Raw genomic sequence first — 16,239 nt, forward strand, 5'->3', positions numbered from 1 at the left:
CGGGGTTCCCCGGACGCGTTTTGCGGCTGAACCGGGGGTCACTCAGGGACCGTTCAGGGTATCCCCCAGTAGAGCCGCACGCCGGGAACGGGAAGGATCGAAATATGAACCCGCACACCCCGCACCCCGATGACGACCGGACCTCCGCAGACCGGCCACGCACGGATCCAACAGATCCGGACCTTCCCGATACGGGCCTACCCGGCCCGTCCCGGCCGAGCGCAGGCTCTCCCGAAGCAACTCAGCCCGCCGGCGCCCCGGCTGACGGTGAAGCGCCGCCGGAGCCGCCCCTGCTCTACCAGGCCGGCGACCCGAACGGGCCCTACGCCCCGCCGGACTATGGCCGGACGCCCCACCAGAACGAACCAACGCCAGGCATCCCAGGGCCGCACGAACAGGCGCGCCAGGCAGCCCAGCCGCAGAACTTCTTCGACTGGGTCCGCGGCCAAGGGATCTACCGTGGCCGTGACCGGTGGGTTGGCGGCGTAGCCAGCGGCATAGCCCACCGGCTCGGCGTCGACCCCCTGATCATCCGCGGTGTCCTGATTGTCCTGACGATCTTCGCCGGCATCGGCGTCCTCGCCTACGGCCTCGCCTGGGCCCTGCTGCCCGAACCCGACGGCCGGATCCACGTCCAGGAGGCTGCCAGGGGCCGGTGGACTGCCGGCATGACCGGCGCCCTCATCACCACGATCATTGGCTTCCCGGGCCTCGGCACCGGCGTCTGGGGCTGGGACCGCTTCGGCCTGGGCGCCTTCATCTGGACCGTTTTCTGGGTGGGCGGCGCAATTGCCCTGGTCTATTACCTGACCCAACGCAGCAAGGCCCGGAACGGAGCCGCACCCATCTCACCGCGTTACGAATTCAGCAGCCCGGCCGGCACCGCGCCGTATGCGGGCACCGCCCGCGCCGGCGGCCAGGAGTCCACCGCGCAGCGCTCCCCCTCGGACGCGGGCCCGGCTTGGGGCTCACCGTCCGGTGCAACTGCACCCGTCGACGGTCCCCGCGGCTACGGTCCCGGTGACGACAGTCCCGGCGGCTTCGGCCCTGGCGGCTATGGTTCTGGCACCTACGGCACTGGCAGCTACGGTGGCGGCAACAATGGTTCTGGCGACTACGGGGCGGGCGCCACTCCTCCCCCGCCGGCAGCGCCGCGCAACCCCGGCCCGGGCACTCCGGCCGTTGCCGTCACCGTCGGTTCCGCCCTCCTCGTTGGCGGCGGCATCAAGGCCCTGGACGCTGCCAACGTCATCGATCTTGGTGACTCCGGCAACGCCCTGGTCTGGGCCGCCGGCGCGGCCATCCTGGGACTCGGCATCCTGTTTTCCGGACTGCGGGGCCGGACCTCGGGGATCCTGGGCTTCTTCGCCGTCCTGGCCCTGCTGGTCAGCGCCGTCTTCAGCGTGGTCCCGCACGGTGACCGGTTCCGTCTCCAGAACGCGGACTGGACGCCGGCCAGCATTGAGCAGGCCCGCAGCGGCTTCGAGATCACCGGCGGTACCGGGACGGTGGACCTGACCAAGCTGGCGCTGAATCCGCCGCTGGGCTCCGACGTCGTCGTTCCGATTGACGCGACGGCCAGCAACCTCACCGTCATCATCCCCGCCACTGTGCCCGTACAGATCCAGGCGGACATGACCATGGGCAACCTCCACGACGGCAACCAGGACCGCGGCGGCATCACCAAGCAGCAAAGCGACTACAACACCTCGAAGCCGGGCGCCCGGCTGGTCCTGCCGATCTCCGGCACGGTCAGCAACGTGACCATCAAGGAAGGCAACTGACATGAGCAGCTATGACGACTCCCGACTGGCCGCCGGGCAAGAGCCGGAACTGGTGGGTTCCCCCGCCCGGGTGGGCACCGTGGTCTGGGGACTGATCGTGGTGGCGCTGGCCGCGCTGATCATCATTTCCCAACTCGGCATCGTGGCCCTCAACGGCACCTACGTGCTGATCGGTCTGATGATCGGAGCGGGGGCCGCCCTGATCGTAGGCGGCCTGGTCTCGGCGCACAGGCGTGACAACAAATCAACTTCAGGGAAGTCTTGAACCATGGAAAAATTCTTCAACACCGTCCGGGGCCTGGGCCTGAAACGTGGTCCGCAGCGCTGGGTGGGCGGCGTGTGCGGCGGAATTGCCGACAAACTCAACGTTGATGTGGCCTATGTCCGGATTGCCTACCTGCTGCTGAGCCTGCTGCCCGGTCCGGCCTTCGTCCTCTACGTCGTGGCGTGGCTCCTCCTCCCGGACCAGCGCAACCAGATCGCCCTCCAGACCCTCCTCGCGCGGCGTTCCGCCAGGCCGTAGCCGGCACGGCGCCACAGCGCAAAATACAGGCACAAGACAGCACAGAAAACAGCGTCAAAAGCGGGACAAAAACACCACAAGGAAGCTGCCCCTGCCCTCCCGGCGGGGGCACCTTTCTGTAACCGTTTGTGTCCTTCCCCACACCCGCCACTAGACTCTACGTGAGCTCAGCGTGGCGCTCTGCCTGTAAAAACCTTCAAACCAGGATTTGAGCCAAAACATGAAAATTGGAATCCTCACCAGCGGCGGAGACTGCCCCGGACTGAACGCCGTCATCCGCGGCGCCGTTCTCAAAGGCATCGCCGTCCACGGCCAGCAGTTCGTAGGATTCCGGGATGGCTGGCGCGGCGTTGTGGAGGGCGACATCGTCGAGATTCCCCGCACCATGGTCCGCGGCATCGCCAAGCAGGGCGGCACCATCCTCGGCACGTCCCGCACCAACCCGTTTGAGAACAACGGCGGCCCCGAGGTCATCAAAGAAAACATGGACCGGCTCGGGATTGACGCCATGATCGCCATCGGCGGCGAGGGCACCCTGGCCGCCGCGAAGCGCCTCACCGACGCCGGCCTCAAGATCGTCGGCGTGCCCAAGACTGTCGACAACGATCTCGACGCCACTGACTACACCTTCGGCTTCGACACCGCCGTGGAAATCGCCACCGAGGCGATCGACCGGCTGCGGACCACCGGAGAGTCCCACCACCGCTGCATGATCGCCGAGGTCATGGGCCGGCACGTGGGCTGGATTGCCCTGCACGCCGGCATGGCCTCCGGCGCCCACGCCATCCTGATCCCGGAGCAGAAGGCCTCCATGGACCAGATCGCCGAGTGGGTCGTCTCGGCCCGCGACCGCGGCCGCGCCCCGCTGGTTGTGGTCGCCGAAGGATTCGTGCCCGAAGGCCAGGAATCCCCGCACTCGGAGCGGGGCCTGGACACGTTCGGCCGGCCGCGCCTCGGCGGCATCGCCGAGATGCTGGCGCCCGAGCTCGAGGCCCGCACCGGGATCGAGACCCGGGCCACGGTCCTTGGCCACATCCAGCGCGGCGGCGTCCCGACGGCGTTCGACCGCGTCCTGGCCACCCGCCTGGGCATGGCAGCGATCGATTCGGTGGTGGACAACCGCTGGGGAACGATGGTTTCGCTGCACGGCACGGATATTGTGCACGTCGGTTTCGACGCCGCGCTCGGCAACCTCAAGTCAGTGCCGGAGAGCCGCTACGAAGAGGCCGCTGTCCTCTTCGGCTGACCTGCCGGTGGGTGCGCCCCGCCTGCGGCCGGAGCCCCGGGCGGCGGTGGGTAGGGTTGATGCATGACTCTTGAGCCCGGTTCCGCCGAAATCGTCCAGCTCGCCTGGGCGCGCCGCCTGGGGTTCGACGACGGCGCCTTCGCGGCCGCCGCGGGGGAACGCCTCACCCGGGCCGATGAGTCCGCCCGGGCCGTGCACTTCATCCGCCTGTTCGGCAACTCCGCCCTCGTGGGCCCGCAGTGGGCGCTCGATGCCGCTGCCGGCTACGCCGATGAGGAGCTCGCCCAGCACGTGACGCTGCTGACCATCACCCGCGGCCACGGCGGCCACGGGCTGGGGGCTGCCGCGCTGTTCTTCGCCGACGACCTCCCCCTGCAGCAGCCTTCCGAAGAGCTGACCGTCTCGCAGGGCAACCCGGAGGCGATCGAACTGGAGACTTTCTGCCCGCCCGATGACATCAATGAGGTGGGTCTCGCGGACCTCGAACACCGCTTCACGGTCATGCACCTGGACGATGGGCACCGGACGCCCGTGGCCTGCGGCGCCTACACCGAGTGGGAAGGGCTCCTGGCCCACCTGGGGGTGCTGGTGGCACCGGACTGGCGGCGCCGCGGCCTGGGGAAACTGGCCGCCTCAATAGCCGCCCACGAGGCACTTGCTGCCGGGCTGACGCTGCAGTGGCGCTCCGAGGTCAGCAACAAGGGCTCGCTCGCGCTGGCCCGGAGCCTGGGCTTCTCCGCCGGCGGCATCCAGACCAGCGTGCTGCTGGGCTGATCCGGACGCCGGCCGGAGTTGGCGGCCGCGCCGGCGGCCCGGCCGGGCTAGCAGGCCGGGTCAGCGGCGCTCTGCACCGGCTTGCTTTGCCTCAGCCTGCTTTGCGTCCGCAGTTGCGCCGGCAGCCGCGCCTTCCGGCGCGCCCCAGCCCTGGACCGGCTTGGGCTTGGCGAAGAAGAGAGCCACCGCCGCGCCGAGCAGGATGACCGCCGCCGGCAGCAGGATGGACTGGCCCATCGCCGTCGAGAATCCCTCATGCAGCGCCTCGGGCAACGCGCCGCCGAAGCCCAGCGGGCTGGCCTCCCCGCCCGCTCCCGGACGGGCGGGAAGCTCGGCAGCCAGCCGCGCCTGGATGAGGACGGCGATGGCGGCGCTGCCGAGCACGGCGCCGATCTGGCGCGTCGTGTTGTAGACGCCCGAGCCGGCCCCCGCTTGCCGGGGCGGCAGGTTGCGGGTCGCGGTGGAGCTCAGCGGCGCCCAGATGCCCGCATTGGCGAAGCCCAGCACCGCGCTCGGAAGCAGGAACAGCCAGATGGGGGTGTCCGGGTGCATGAGCAGTGAGTTCCAGAACAGCGCCACGGACATGAGGACCAGGCCTGTCGCGGTGATGAATTTCGGGTTGACCTTGTCGATGATCCGGCCGACGACGGGGGCGAGGCCGCCCGAGATCAGCGCCATCGGCACCATCATGAGCGCCGACTGGGTGGGGGTCAGGCCGCGGACGATCTGGTAGTAGAAGATCAGCGGCAGGCCGAACGCCGTGACGGTGAAGCCCACGGTGGTGATCGCGATGTTGGCGAGCGAGAAGTTCCGGTCCTTGAAAAGGGACAGGGGCAGCAGCGGCTCACCCTTGTTGAACCGCTGCCACAGGACGAAGACCACCAGCACGGCGATGCCGCTGATGATCAGGCCCCAGACCGTGATAGGTCCGGCGATGGTGCCCCAGTCATACGTCTCGCCCTCCTGGATGCCGAAGACCACGAGGAAGAGCCCGAGGGCGCTGAGCAGCACGCCGGGGATATCGAACCTGTGCGGGTGGGTGCTGAGCGTCGGGACGTAGCGCAGGGCAAGGATGAAGCCGACAATGCCGACGGGAATGTTAATGAAGAAGATCCATTCCCAGCCGAGGCCGTCCACCAGGACGCCACCAAGGATCGGGCCCACCAGCGTCGCGACGCCGGCCGTGGCGCCCCAGATGCCCATGGCCGCTCCGCGGCGGTCCGGCGCGAAGATCCGGGTGATGACAGCCATGGTCTGCGGTGTCATCATGGCCGCCCCAAGCCCCTGGACCACGCGTGCCGCGATGAGGGTCTGCACGTCCCCCGAGAGGCCGCACCACAGCGAGGCCAGGGTGAAGACGACGAGTCCGGACAGGTAGAGCTTCTTTGGTCCGAAGCGGTCACCCAGCCGGCCGGTGATCAGCAGCGGCACGGCGTAGGCGAGCAGGTAGGCGCTGGTGACCCAGATGACCGAGTTGATGTCAGTGTTGAGGCCTTCCATGATGCTCGGATTGGCCACTGAGACGATGGTGGTGTCGATCAGGATCATGAAGAAGCCGATCACCAGGGACCAGAGTGCCGGCCATGGCCGGGCTACGTTTTCCATGGGGTTCCTTAGGGTCTGGGTGCTGGGACGTCAATGTTGTTGCGTGGTCGAAGTTGTGGGCGGCCGGGTTAAGGCCGGGGCCGGGCAAGGTGTCACCACGGCAGGTCGCCGGAGCGGAGCTGGTCCTGCAAACCGCGGATCCAGGCGATTTCCGCCTGCAGCATGCTCTGCTGGTACCGGACATCGATCCAGTACTTCCGTTCCACGCCCTTTTTTCGGAGCAGTTCGTCGCCCGAGGCCAGGCGCTCGAGCTGCTCCTGCAACGCCTGGAGCCGCCGGTCCAGGAGTTCGACGACGACGGCCGCCGGCAGGTTGTAGGCCTCCGAGATCGCCAGCGGAAAGGACGGGTACTCGTTGACTGGGGCGGCAAGCATTTCCTGCAGCCACTTCGTGAACGCTTCACGGCCGGCCGCTGAGATCTCGTACGTGGTGCGCTCCGGGCGGTTGCCTCCCCGGTCCGTTCCTGTGACCGCGACGAGGCCCTGGTCTTCGAGCCGGCCGACGGCGTGATACAGCGTTCCGGGCCGGACCTTGACCAGCCGGTCCTCGTGCCGGGAAACCAGGAGCTGGTACATCTCGTAGGGATGCATCGGCTCTTCCACGAGCAGGGAGAGGGCGGCGACGCCCAGCGGTGTCAATGGGGTTGCCCGGGCCATCGGCCGTGTCCTCCTCGGGTGCGGTGGGGTGATTACTCCGCACCGATTATTCCACGCGGAATAATTGGCGGCAACCGCACCCCGAACCAGTCGGCCCCGGCCCGGGGCCCGTCAGCCGAGCAGGGCCAGGATGTCCGTCCGGGCGAACATCTGCGCGGCGGCCCGAGCGGAGGGGGCGCCGGCGTCGGGGTCTGCCCCGGCGTCCAGAAGCTCGCGGACCACGTCCGTGTAGCCCTTGAAGACGGCCCCGGCCAGCGGCGTCTGGCCACGATCATTGGGGGTGTTGGCGTCCCCGCCATGGGCCAGAATGAGCCGGACCGTGCCGGCGTGACCGTGGTAGGCCGCCAGCATGAGGAGCGAGTCGCCGGAGGAAGTGGTCAGCGTGGCGGGCGCTCCGGCGGCCAGATAGCTGCCCAGCAGTGCCGAGTTGCCTTCGCGGGCCGCATCCAGGAGCGCATGGGCCAGCGCCAGCGTGTCCTCATCCGGCGCGGCTCCCGAGTTGTCGGGTACTGACCCGCTCAGCGGGGACCCGGCGCTCATCGGGGGCCCCGCAGGAAACCGGTCTGGCGGCCCACGACTTGCCCGGCGTCGGGCGCCACAATGGGTTCCTGGGCGGCGGCGTAGATCTCGTCGCCGTCGACGACGGTCAGGTCCTCGTCCGGGGCGGCCGAGCGCTTAATGACGGCCAGTGCCACCGGGCCCATCTCGTAGTGCTGCGCCACCGAGGTCACAGTGCCCACTTTGCGGTCACCGACGCGGACTTCACTGCCGACGGCCGGCAGGGTGTGCTGCGACCCGTCGAGCTGGAGGAAGACGAGCCGCCGCGGCGGATGCCCCAGGTTATGGACGCGGGCGATCGTCTCTTGGCCCTTGTAGCAGCCCTTGGCCAGGTGCACGGCGGTGCGCAAGAGGTCGAGCTCGTGCGGGATGGTCTTGTCGTCGGTTTCCGCGCCCCACCGGGGCCGCCAGGCGGCGACCCGCAGCGCCTCCGCCGCCATGGTGCCGGCGAGGGCCCGCTCCCCCACCGTGGCGGCCAGCTCGGCCGCGGGCACGAGGTACTCGAACCAGGGCCGTTCCAGTCCGGGATGGGCGTCCTCGCCCACCACTGCGTAGGAGTAGCCGCCCGCACCCACGTGCGGCCACGGGTCCTCCCAGACCAGCAGCTGCGTCCACTCCGGAATCCGGCGGGTGGATCCCAGCACGGCCCAGTCGGCGGAAACGTCGGCGACCTCGACCCGGAGCATGAACTTCATCCTGGTCAGCCATTCGGCGAGGGGCGCGGCCTCGGCCGCCTCGACGATCAGCCAGGTGGTCTCGCCGTCGTCCACCACGCGGGCATCGAATTCAATCCGGCCCTGGACGCTCAGCAGCAGCAGTTCGGTGGACTGGCCGGGGGCCAGGCCGGTGAGCTGCTGGGACGAGAGGGTGTTGAGCCAGCTGAGCCGGTCGGGCCCGCTGACCGTCACGACGCCGCGACTGGAGAGATCGACGACGGCGGCGCCGGCGGCGAGGGCGCGCTGCTCCCGCAGCGGCTCGCCGTAGTGGGCGGCGACGCCGGCGTCGGCACCGGCGCCCTCAACGGCAGCCGGGCGCGACAACAGCGGGCTTTTGATAGTCATATTGAAAGGAACGTCCTTAACTCTGTGCGTATTCCGGTCCGCGGTTCGACGAGCCGGCCCTGCCCTGCCCGTTCGAATTGCCAGCCCGTCCTAGCGGTATTCGGGGTTTTCAAAGTCGAAGCGGGTGCCTGATTTCCAGGCCTCGGGGAGATTCCCGTAAGCGGGAATGCCGCCGGCATTCTTGAGCATCCGTGCCAGGTGCAGCATGTTCCAGGTCATGAAGGTGGTGTTGCGGTTGGTGAAATCGCTCTCCGGGCCGCCGGACCCCTCGTCCAGGTAGCTTGGCCCCGGCCCCACGGGACCGATCCACCCCGCGTCAGCCTGGGGCGGGATCGTGAAGCCGATGTGCTGGAGGCTGTACAGGACATTCATCGAGCAGTGCTTGATGCCGTCCTCGTTGCCCGTGATGAGGCAGCCGCCCACTTTTGGATAGAACGCCCACTGGCCTTTGGCGTTCAGCTGCCCGGAGTGGGCGTAGAGCCGTTCGATGAGCTTCTTGGTCTGCGAGGAGTTGTCCCCGAGCCAGATGGGCCCGGCGACGACGACGATGTCCGCTTCCTTAACGGCCGGGTAGAGTTCCGGCCATTCGTCGGTGGCCCAGCCATGGTCGCGCATATCGGGGTAGACCCCGCTGGCGACGTCGTGGTCCACGGTACGGATCACGCGGGTGGTGACGCCCTGCTTTTCCATGATCCGGCGGCTCACGTCGATCAGGCCCTGGGTGTTGGACGACTCCGGGGACCTCTTGAGGGTGCCGTTGAAATACACGGCTTTAAGGTCGGCGTAGCCGGACTTACCTGTGTCGCTGGCGGTGTCAATGCCTGTCTCGTTGGCGGTGTCATTGCCAAAGGCTGGGTCGTTCACGGCTTTTCTCCCTGGTCGGTGCGGACAACGGAAAAATCAGTGAGACCGTGCGCTTAGCGTACCTTGGCGAGGATCGCCGAGGCGTGGGCTTCCAAACCGCCGCCGGACGTCGAGGCTTTGCCCGTGGCCACATCCCAGCGCCACAACAGGTTTCCTTCCACAAGACCGAAGATCCGGGTGGCCGCCGTGTACTCCTTGGAGTGGCTGCCGCGCATCACCATGTCGGTGCTGAGCTGGATCTGGGGTCCCTTGATCTGGCCGTAGTAGAGCTCGGAGATACCGCCGGGATGGGCGATGGAGACCGAGATGTCGAAACCGCCGTCGCTGTTGCGCAGGGCCTCGACCTCGTCGGCGCTCTTGAGCACCGGGACGATGTCCGCCGGAATCAGGCCGGGCCCGCCGTCTTCCTCACGCTGCTTGCGCTCCAGCGCCCAGAAGCCGGTCTCGACCGTCAGCGGACGCAGCCTGGTGCCCTCGTCGTCGGTCAGCCAGCTCTCGGCACGGTACTGCAGGTACGGCAGGCCGTTGTGCGTAAACGACACGTGCTGCAGGAAGTGCTCCGAATCCTCATCCCCGGCTCCCAGCCGGCCGCGGCCCTCCCACTCACCAATGAGCCAGGACAGCGGGACGATTTCGGGGGTCAGATCAGTAGGAATTTCAATCGGCACAGCAACTACCTCTGGAAACTACGGGGTCTTGGAAAGTACCGGTTACTTCTGGCCTCTGAAGAGGCGGTAGACGACAAAGCCGGCAAACCACGCCATGGACAGGCCGGCCACGCCGAGCAGGACAAGGAAGAAGATCTCATATGCAAGTACGGACATGATGCCATCCTAACGCCTAGTAGATGAGTAATTTGTCTATGAAGTAGGCCAGGGACCCGACCGCCGACACTGGGCCCAGCCCCATGCCCACGGCCGCCAAAACGGTCAGGCCTTCACCGCTGAGGATCACGAGACGGCGGAAGCTCACCAGCACCGCGCCCACGACGGCGCCAGCGAGGGCGGCGGGCAACACGGCAATATCGGAGAACACCAGGCCCGCCAGCGGCCCGGCGAGCGCGGCACTGACGATGCCCAGCGGCGCGACGATCCGGTCAGGCCACCGGATCAGTCCTGCCATCAGGGCGATCGCAGCGCTGACGGCTGCCACGAGGAGCATTTCGCGGACCCCGTTGAAGCGCGAACTCGCAATCCACCCAGCGCCCAGGCAGGACAGGAGGACGCCCGCGCACGAGCCCAGCGTGGATTCGAGGCGCTGGGCCTGGCCGGTGCCCCGGATGAGCTGCATGACGAAGATCGCCATGACGCCGACCGCCAAGAACGACGGCGTCCAGTCCAGGAAGGCGGGAGCCGGAAGATAGGTTGCGGCCACCGCGGAGCCCACGCCCGGCAGGCCGATCAGTGCTGCGAGAGTCTTCTTGGCAGGGATGCCAAGGAAATGGGGCCAGCCTATGCCGATGCCGGCGGCGGTGAGGGCAGCGACGGCCAAAAGGACCTCGGGCGAGGAGTAGGCGCCGGCGACAATGGCTGCGAGACCGGCCAGGCCGACAATCCCGACGCTCCACGGCTTCATTGTTGCCTCACCGCCGGCAGACCCGCCATGGTCATACCTTCGCTCACTGCGGACCCCAATTCGACTCGGCTAAATTTCGACGGGCCGCGGCCCTGACGATTCAATCCTGCCTTATGTGAACCGTATGTGTCGCAAAGGGACTGGGCGAACGTGACGGGACCATGGCCGGAAAGGGGCCTTTAGGTATACTCAAGGTCAGCACCACCGACGCCCAACGATGCGCGGACACCCCTTGGAGGAACAATGTCGCACATCCTGCTTTTGACTAACAGCACCGGAACATCCGTGGACGTCCTGCCTGCTCTTGAGCTGCTGAACCACCGGGTGCACATCCTGCCGGCCGAGCCCACTGCCTTGCTCGAGACCGACCCTTGCGACATTGTGCTGCTGGACGCCCGCAAGGACCTGGTCGGCGCACGTTCCCTTACCCAGCTGCTCAAAGCCACCGGCCTCAGCGCCCCGTTGATGCTCATCCTTACCGAGGGCGGCATGGCGGCAGTCTCCTCGGCGTGGTCCGTGGACGATATCCTCCTGGAATCCGCGGGCCCGGCAGAGGTCGAAGCCCGGATCCGCCTCGGCGTTGCGCGCGCCGTTCCCGACCAGGACGAAGCTCCGAGCGAAATCCGCGCCGCCGGCGTCGTGATTGACGAGGCCAGCTACACGGCGCGGGTCAACGGCGCGGCGCTCAACCTGACCTTCAAGGAATTCGAACTTCTGAAATACCTGGCCCAGCACCCGGGCCGGGTTTTCACCCGCCAGCAGCTGCTGACCGAGGTCTGGGGCTACGACTACTACGGCGGCACCCGCACGGTCGATGTCCACGTCCGGCGGCTCCGGGCCAAGCTGGGCGCCGACCACGAGAACCTGATCAGCACCGTCCGCAACGTCGGCTACCGCCTGACCCTGGTCCGGCAGCCCGAGGACGAACTCAGCGAAGCCTGAGCGGGCCGGCACGGCCGCGCTCTGAAACGCCAACACCTGAACGCCGAAGGCCCCTTACTCTGAATTCAGAGTAGGGGGCCTTCGTTCTTCAGTGGAGGACATACGGGTCGAACGTATCGAGGCCACCCCAGTGGTGGATCCCCCTCGCATCCGGTGTAACGCCGGATGAGATAACGACTATACGCGGCGGCCGGAGTTGAACCAAATCGGCCGCTGATAGCCTTGGGCCATGAGTCCTGCGCACCCGGAAAACTGGCCCGTACTTGCCCTCAAGGGAACCGTGGAGGGCGGACTGCTGCGGGACATCACTGCCTTGGTCGTCGCGGCTGAAGAGTCCGACGGCAATCCGCCGTTGTCCGAACAGACCCTCGTCACGCTACGCGCCGCCGATTCCGGCGATCATTCGGTCTTGGCACTGGCCTTGTACGCCCCGGACGAGGACTCGGATCCTGCGACGGCACAGGACCTGGCCGGCGTCGCCGTCGTCATTGGCGAACCCGACGGAACCGGAATCCTGGAGATCGCCGTCCACCCCAGCTACCGCAACCAGGGCGTGGGCGACCGCCTGGTGGGGGAACTGAAAGGCATCCGCGGCTTCACCGGCCTGAACGCCTGGTCCCACGGCAACCACGAGGCCGCGGCGGACCTCGCGGCACGCTACGGCTACGGCGCGGTGCGCGAACTGTGGAAAATGCGGCTCATGACGGCGTCGGCAGCACTGCCGGAGGTCGAACTCCCTGTGGACGTACAAATTCGAGCCTTCGTGCCGGGCCGGGACGAGGACGCCTGGCTCGCCGCCAACAAGGCCGCCTTCGCCCACCACCCGGAACAGGGCAACATGACCCGCGCAGACCTGGACGCCCGGATGGCCGAGCCGTGGTTTGATCCGGCAGGCTTCCTGCTGGCCGTGGACGCCGAGGACCGGATTCTCGGCTTCCATTGGACCAAGGTGCACCCCCGGCGCGGCGACCACCCGATGATGGGCGAGGTCTATGTGGTGGGTGTGACCCCGGAGGCCCAGGGCTCCGGGCTCGGCAAGGCCCTCACCGTCGCCGGCATCAGGCATCTGCAGGGCCTCGGGCTCCGTGCGGTGATGCTGTACGTCGACGCCGACAACGTCCCGGCCCTCTCGCTCTACCGCCGCCTCGGCTTCACCCGCTGGGACGTCGATGTCATGTACGCCCCGCTCCCCCGCGGCTGACCCGAGCCCGTTCCGGCCCGCGGACGGGCGTCGCCCAGCCCGGGACCCCCGGGCCCGTACGGGCCGAAATCTGGGGTCATCGGGCCGTATTGCTTGTAAGGTTGAGGCTACATCGCGCCAGCATTGAGGAGACACCATGCCACGGGACACTGCCCGGACATCAACATCCGAACACGCTAGTCCGGATAAGGGGGCGCGCCCGGTACGGGCCCGCTTTGGTTCCTCCGAAGTTCCGGCCTCACGCGCCACGCAGGACCGCATCGACATACCCGAGTTCGCGCCGAACCTGGAACCGGAAGGCGACATCAGCCCGGACCGGTTCCTGGACCGCGAACTCAGCTGGCTGGCCTTCAACGCCCGCGTTCTGGAACTGGCCGAGGACCCCAGCCTGTACCTGCTGGAGCGGGTCGCATTCCTGTCCATCTTCGCCTCCAACCTGGACGAGTTCTTCATGGTCCGGGTGGCCGGGCTGAAGCGGCGGATCGCCACGGGCCTCGCGGTCCCCTCCCCCGCCGGGCTGAGCCCCGTGCAGGTGCTGGAGCAGATCGGCGAGGAAGCCCACCGGCTCCAGGAGCGCCACGCCCGCGTCTACGCCGAGCAGATCCGCCCGGCCCTGGCCTACGAGCACATCCACCTCATGCACTGGGAGGAACTCGACTCGCAGGCCAAGGACCAGCTCAGCGCCATGTTCGCGGAGAAGGTCTTCCCGATCCTGACCCCGCTGGCGGTGGACCCGGCCCACCCCTTCCCCTACATTTCCGGGCTCTCCCTGAACCTGGCCGTGGTGGTCCGCAACCCGGTCAGCGACAAGGAACTCTTCGCCCGCGTCAAGGTCCCCGACCAGCTGCCCCGCCTGATCTCGATCGACGGCGCCCGCGCCGGCTCCGTCCCGGGCCGCGTGGCACGGTTCATCGCCCTCGAGGAGGTCATCGCCGTACACCTGGACCAACTGTTCGCCGGCATGGAGGTCCTGGAGCACCACACCTTCCGCGTGACCCGCAACGAGGACGTCGAGGTTGAAGAGGACGACGCCGAGAACCTGCTGCAGGCGCTGGAGAAGGAACTCCTGCGCCGCCGGTTCGGCCCTCCCGTCCGGCTCGAGGTCACCAACGACATCAACCCGAACATCCGGGCCCTGCTGATCCGCGAACTCGGCGTCGAGGAATCCGAGGTCTACTCGGTGCCGGCACCACTGGACCTGCGCGGGCTGTCCGTGATTTCCGGGATCGACCGGGCGGACCTGCATTACCCGAAGCACGTCCCGCACACCTCGCGGCACCTCAATGAATCCGAGACGGCCAAGGCGGCCAACGTTTTCGCCGCCATGCGGCGCCGGGACATCCTTCTGCACCACCCGTATGATTCCTTCTCCACGTCCGTCCAGGCGTTCCTGGAACAGGCGGCCGCGGACCCGAAGGTCCAGGCCATCAAGCAGACCCTGTACCGCACGTCCGGGGACTCCCCCATTGTCGATGCGCTGATCGACGCCGCCGAAGCCGGCAAGCAGGTTCTGGCCCTCGTGGAGATCAAGGCCCGCTTCGATGAGCAGGCCAACATCTCCTGGGCCCGGAAACTGGAACAGGCCGGCGTCCATGTGGTGTACGGCATCGTCGGCCTGAAGACCCACTGCAAGCTTTCCCTGGTGGTCCGCCAGGAAGTGGACGGCCTGCGCCGCTACTGCCACATCGGCACCGGCAACTACCACCCGCGCACGGCCCGCTACTACGAGGACCTCGGCCTGCTCACCGCCAACGAGCAGGTGGGCGAAGACCTTTCGAAGCTGTTCAACCAGCTGTCCGGCTATGCGCCGAAGTCCACGTTCAAGCGGCTGCTCGTGGCACCGCGCTCGGTCCGGTCGGGCCTGATTGACAGGATCGAAACCGAGATCAGGAACGCCAGGGCCGGCATCCCCGCCCGGGTCCAGATCAAGGTCAATTCGATGGTGGACGAGACCATCATCGACGCCCTGTACCGGGCGTCCCAGGCCGGGGTGCAGGTGGACGTCATTGTCCGCGGCATCTGCTCCCTGCGGCCCGGCGTTCCCGGCCTGAGCGAGAACATCACGGTCCGCTCCGTGCTGGGCCGGTTCCTGGAGCACTCGCGCGTCTTCGCCTTCGCCAATGGCGGCGACCCGGTGGTGTACATCGGCTCGGCGGACATGATGCACCGGAACCTGGACCGCCGGGTGGAGGCCCTCGTGCAGCTCTCGGCCGGCGCGGACACGAGCTACGTCCTGGACCTGCTCAACCGCTACATGGATCCCGAAACCGCCAGCTGGCACTTGGACAACCAGGGCGTATGGACCCGGCACCACCTCGCAGAAGACGGTCGCCACCTCGACGACGTCCAGTCCTGGCTGCTGGCTTCCCGCTCGCGTCAACGTTCGACCAGCCTGCGGTAGGGTCCGTGAGCGTGAGCAGCGATTCACTGGTTGCGGACCAGACCGACCATCCCGGCGAAGAAGTTGCCGTCACGGCCGCTGGCGCCATCCCCTGGCGCCTCAACTCGGCCAACAAGGACGAGCTTGAGGTCCTGCTGATTCACCGGCCGCGGTATGACGACTGGTCCTGGCCGAAAGGCAAAATCGACCCCGGCGAGACCATCCCGGAATGCGCCGTACGCGAGGTCGAGGAGGAGATCGGGCTCGCCGCTCCGCTCGGCATCCCGCTGCCGCCCATCCACTACCATGTGGCCGCCGGGCTGAAGGTGGTCCACTACTGGGCGGTCGACGTCGACGGCGCCGCGCTGCTGCCGGATGGCAGGGAAGTGGACAGCGTCATGTGGTGCGCGCCCGAGAAGGCCGCCCGCCTGCTGAGCAACCCGGGCGACGTCGAACCGCTGCAGCACCTCGCGGACGCCCACGCCCGCGGGGAACTGGAGACCTGGCCGCTGCTGGTGGTCCGCCATGCCAAGGCCAAGCCCCGCTCCTCCTGGACCAAGGCTGAAGGGGACCGCCCGCTCGCCGCCACCGGCATCCGGCAGGCGCAGGCCGTGGGACGGCTTTTGAGAGCCTGGAAGCCTGTCCGGATCGTCTCGAGCCCGTGGCTGCGGTGCGTGGCCACCATCGCGCCCTACGCCAAGGCGGCCGAGGTCAAAGTGAAGCTCAACGAGTCCCTCACCGAGCACCGACACAACCGCAGCCCGCACAAGACGGCCGCCGTCGTTGAGGGCTTGTTCGACAAGCAGCGGGCCGTGGCCCTCTGTACGCACCGGCCGGCGCTGCCGACCGTCCTGAAGCAACTCGCAAAACACATGAGCGCCCGCCTCCGGGACGAGCTTCCCGACTCGGACCCGTTCCTGGCCCCGGGCGAGATGATCGTGTGCCACGTGGCGCGCGGAGGCAAGAAGAAAGTGGTGGCCGTGGAGCGGTTCAGGCCGTTCGACGACTGAGATCCTTGACCCCCCGGGGGCTCACAGCCTAGTTTGTATCAATAGCTTGATACATAGCTG

General features: G+C 67.7%; 16 protein-coding genes. 9 read left to right on the forward strand and 7 right to left on the reverse strand.

The features are described from left to right. The first annotated feature begins 104 nt into the window (after window positions 1–104). The 5 genes from ACFVVK_RS16250 (at window position 105) to ACFVVK_RS16270 (ending at window position 4,327) form a co-directional block, all read left to right on the forward strand. Window positions 105–1,784, forward strand: a complete 1,680-nt coding sequence (locus tag ACFVVK_RS16250) for a PspC domain-containing protein (protein WP_390269022.1) — start codon at window positions 105–107, stop codon at window positions 1,782–1,784. Window position 1,785: 1 nt separating this feature from the next. Then, window positions 1,786–2,049 (forward strand): hypothetical protein, encoded by a 264-nt coding sequence (locus ACFVVK_RS16255; RefSeq protein WP_390269025.1) that lies wholly within the window; start codon window positions 1,786–1,788, stop codon window positions 2,047–2,049. A gap of 3 nt (window positions 2,050–2,052) precedes the next feature. Further along, entirely contained in the window at window positions 2,053–2,307 is a 255-nt protein-coding gene (locus tag ACFVVK_RS16260) for a PspC domain-containing protein (RefSeq protein ID WP_390269028.1), read from the forward strand. 220 nt (window positions 2,308–2,527) lie between these two features. Beyond that, the gene (locus tag ACFVVK_RS16265) at window positions 2,528–3,553 is read left to right on the forward strand and encodes a 6-phosphofructokinase (RefSeq protein WP_390269031.1); all 1,026 of its coding nucleotides are present in this window, start codon (window positions 2,528–2,530) and stop codon (window positions 3,551–3,553) included. Between the two features lie 63 nt (window positions 3,554–3,616). Beyond that, entirely contained in the window at window positions 3,617–4,327 is a 711-nt protein-coding gene (locus tag ACFVVK_RS16270; protein WP_390269034.1) for a GNAT family N-acetyltransferase, read from the forward strand. Between the two features lie 60 nt (window positions 4,328–4,387). Here the strand turns inward: ACFVVK_RS16270 and ACFVVK_RS16275 are convergent, their stop codons facing one another. The 7 genes from ACFVVK_RS16275 to ACFVVK_RS16305 form a co-directional block, all read right to left on the reverse strand. Next, on the reverse strand, window positions 4,388–5,932 hold the full coding sequence (locus ACFVVK_RS16275) for a DHA2 family efflux MFS transporter permease subunit (protein WP_390269036.1): 1,545 nt from the start codon (window positions 5,930–5,932) through the stop codon (window positions 4,388–4,390). A gap of 92 nt (window positions 5,933–6,024) precedes the next feature. Then, window positions 6,025–6,588, reverse strand: coding sequence for a PadR family transcriptional regulator (locus tag ACFVVK_RS16280; RefSeq protein WP_390269039.1), 564 nt, complete (start codon window positions 6,586–6,588; stop codon window positions 6,025–6,027). A 111-nt stretch (window positions 6,589–6,699) separates the two neighbouring features. Further along, a complete protein-coding gene (locus ACFVVK_RS16285; RefSeq protein ID WP_390269042.1) occupies window positions 6,700–7,128 on the reverse strand; it encodes an ankyrin repeat domain-containing protein in 429 nt (142 codons plus the stop codon). After that, window positions 7,125–8,207, reverse strand: coding sequence for a YgfZ/GcvT domain-containing protein (locus ACFVVK_RS16290; RefSeq protein WP_390269045.1), 1,083 nt, complete (start codon window positions 8,205–8,207; stop codon window positions 7,125–7,127). The genes ACFVVK_RS16285 and ACFVVK_RS16290 overlap by 4 nt, the downstream gene beginning before the upstream one ends. A gap of 90 nt (window positions 8,208–8,297) precedes the next feature. After that, entirely contained in the window at window positions 8,298–9,026 is a 729-nt protein-coding gene (locus tag ACFVVK_RS16295) for a flavodoxin family protein (RefSeq protein ID WP_390269137.1), read from the reverse strand. A gap of 98 nt (window positions 9,027–9,124) precedes the next feature. Further along, window positions 9,125–9,739: an FABP family protein gene (locus ACFVVK_RS16300; RefSeq protein WP_390269048.1), complete on the reverse strand. Its 615-nt coding sequence runs from the start codon at window positions 9,737–9,739 to the stop codon at window positions 9,125–9,127. Window positions 9,740–9,911: 172 nt separating this feature from the next. Next, window positions 9,912–10,646 carry a permease gene (locus ACFVVK_RS16305; RefSeq protein ID WP_390269051.1) on the reverse strand — a complete coding sequence of 245 codons (735 nt, stop codon included), beginning with the start codon at window positions 10,644–10,646 and terminating at the stop codon, window positions 9,912–9,914. Between the two features lie 243 nt (window positions 10,647–10,889). Here ACFVVK_RS16305 and ACFVVK_RS16310 point away from each other — a divergent pair, with 243 nt between their 5' ends. The 4 genes from ACFVVK_RS16310 (at window position 10,890) to ACFVVK_RS16325 (ending at window position 16,179) form a co-directional block, all read left to right on the forward strand. Beyond that, the gene (locus tag ACFVVK_RS16310) at window positions 10,890–11,588 is read left to right on the forward strand and encodes a winged-helix domain-containing protein (protein ID WP_390269054.1); all 699 of its coding nucleotides are present in this window, start codon (window positions 10,890–10,892) and stop codon (window positions 11,586–11,588) included. A gap of 229 nt (window positions 11,589–11,817) precedes the next feature. Next, the gene (gene mshD, locus ACFVVK_RS16315; protein ID WP_390269057.1) at window positions 11,818–12,789 is read left to right on the forward strand and encodes a mycothiol synthase; all 972 of its coding nucleotides are present in this window, start codon (window positions 11,818–11,820) and stop codon (window positions 12,787–12,789) included. A gap of 136 nt (window positions 12,790–12,925) precedes the next feature. Continuing rightward, window positions 12,926–15,190 (forward strand): RNA degradosome polyphosphate kinase, encoded by a 2,265-nt coding sequence (locus ACFVVK_RS16320; RefSeq protein ID WP_390269060.1) that lies wholly within the window; start codon window positions 12,926–12,928, stop codon window positions 15,188–15,190. Window positions 15,191–15,201: 11 nt separating this feature from the next. Then, a complete protein-coding gene (locus ACFVVK_RS16325; protein ID WP_390269063.1) occupies window positions 15,202–16,179 on the forward strand; it encodes an NUDIX domain-containing protein in 978 nt (325 codons plus the stop codon). Window positions 16,180–16,239: the final 60 nt, after the last annotated feature.

It is taken from the genome of Arthrobacter sp. NPDC058192, from assembly GCF_042883665.1.
In the GTDB taxonomy this organism is placed as follows: domain Bacteria; phylum Actinomycetota; class Actinomycetes; order Actinomycetales; family Micrococcaceae; genus Arthrobacter.

Coding starts and splice junctions, on each gene's coding strand:
- ACFVVK_RS16280 (WP_390269039.1), bottom strand. CDS start 6,588: ATGGCCCGGGCAACCCCATTGACACCGCTGGGCGTCGCCGCCCTCTCC.
- ACFVVK_RS16250 (WP_390269022.1), top strand. CDS start 105: ATGAACCCGCACACCCCGCACCCCGATGACGACCGGACCTCCGCAGAC.
- ACFVVK_RS16305 (WP_390269051.1), bottom strand. CDS start 10,646: ATGAAGCCGTGGAGCGTCGGGATTGTCGGCCTGGCCGGTCTCGCAGCC.
- ACFVVK_RS16255 (WP_390269025.1), top strand. CDS start 1,786: ATGAGCAGCTATGACGACTCCCGACTGGCCGCCGGGCAAGAGCCGGAA.
- ACFVVK_RS16265 (WP_390269031.1), top strand. CDS start 2,528: ATGAAAATTGGAATCCTCACCAGCGGCGGAGACTGCCCCGGACTGAAC.
- ACFVVK_RS16285 (WP_390269042.1), bottom strand. CDS start 7,128: ATGAGCGCCGGGTCCCCGCTGAGCGGGTCAGTACCCGACAACTCGGGA.
- ACFVVK_RS16310 (WP_390269054.1), top strand. CDS start 10,890: ATGTCGCACATCCTGCTTTTGACTAACAGCACCGGAACATCCGTGGAC.
- ACFVVK_RS16270 (WP_390269034.1), top strand. CDS start 3,617: ATGACTCTTGAGCCCGGTTCCGCCGAAATCGTCCAGCTCGCCTGGGCG.
- mshD (WP_390269057.1), top strand. CDS start 11,818: ATGAGTCCTGCGCACCCGGAAAACTGGCCCGTACTTGCCCTCAAGGGA.
- ACFVVK_RS16290 (WP_390269045.1), bottom strand. CDS start 8,207: ATGACTATCAAAAGCCCGCTGTTGTCGCGCCCGGCTGCCGTTGAGGGC.
- ACFVVK_RS16260 (WP_390269028.1), top strand. CDS start 2,053: ATGGAAAAATTCTTCAACACCGTCCGGGGCCTGGGCCTGAAACGTGGT.
- ACFVVK_RS16275 (WP_390269036.1), bottom strand. CDS start 5,932: ATGGAAAACGTAGCCCGGCCATGGCCGGCACTCTGGTCCCTGGTGATC.
- ACFVVK_RS16320 (WP_390269060.1), top strand. CDS start 12,926: ATGCCACGGGACACTGCCCGGACATCAACATCCGAACACGCTAGTCCG.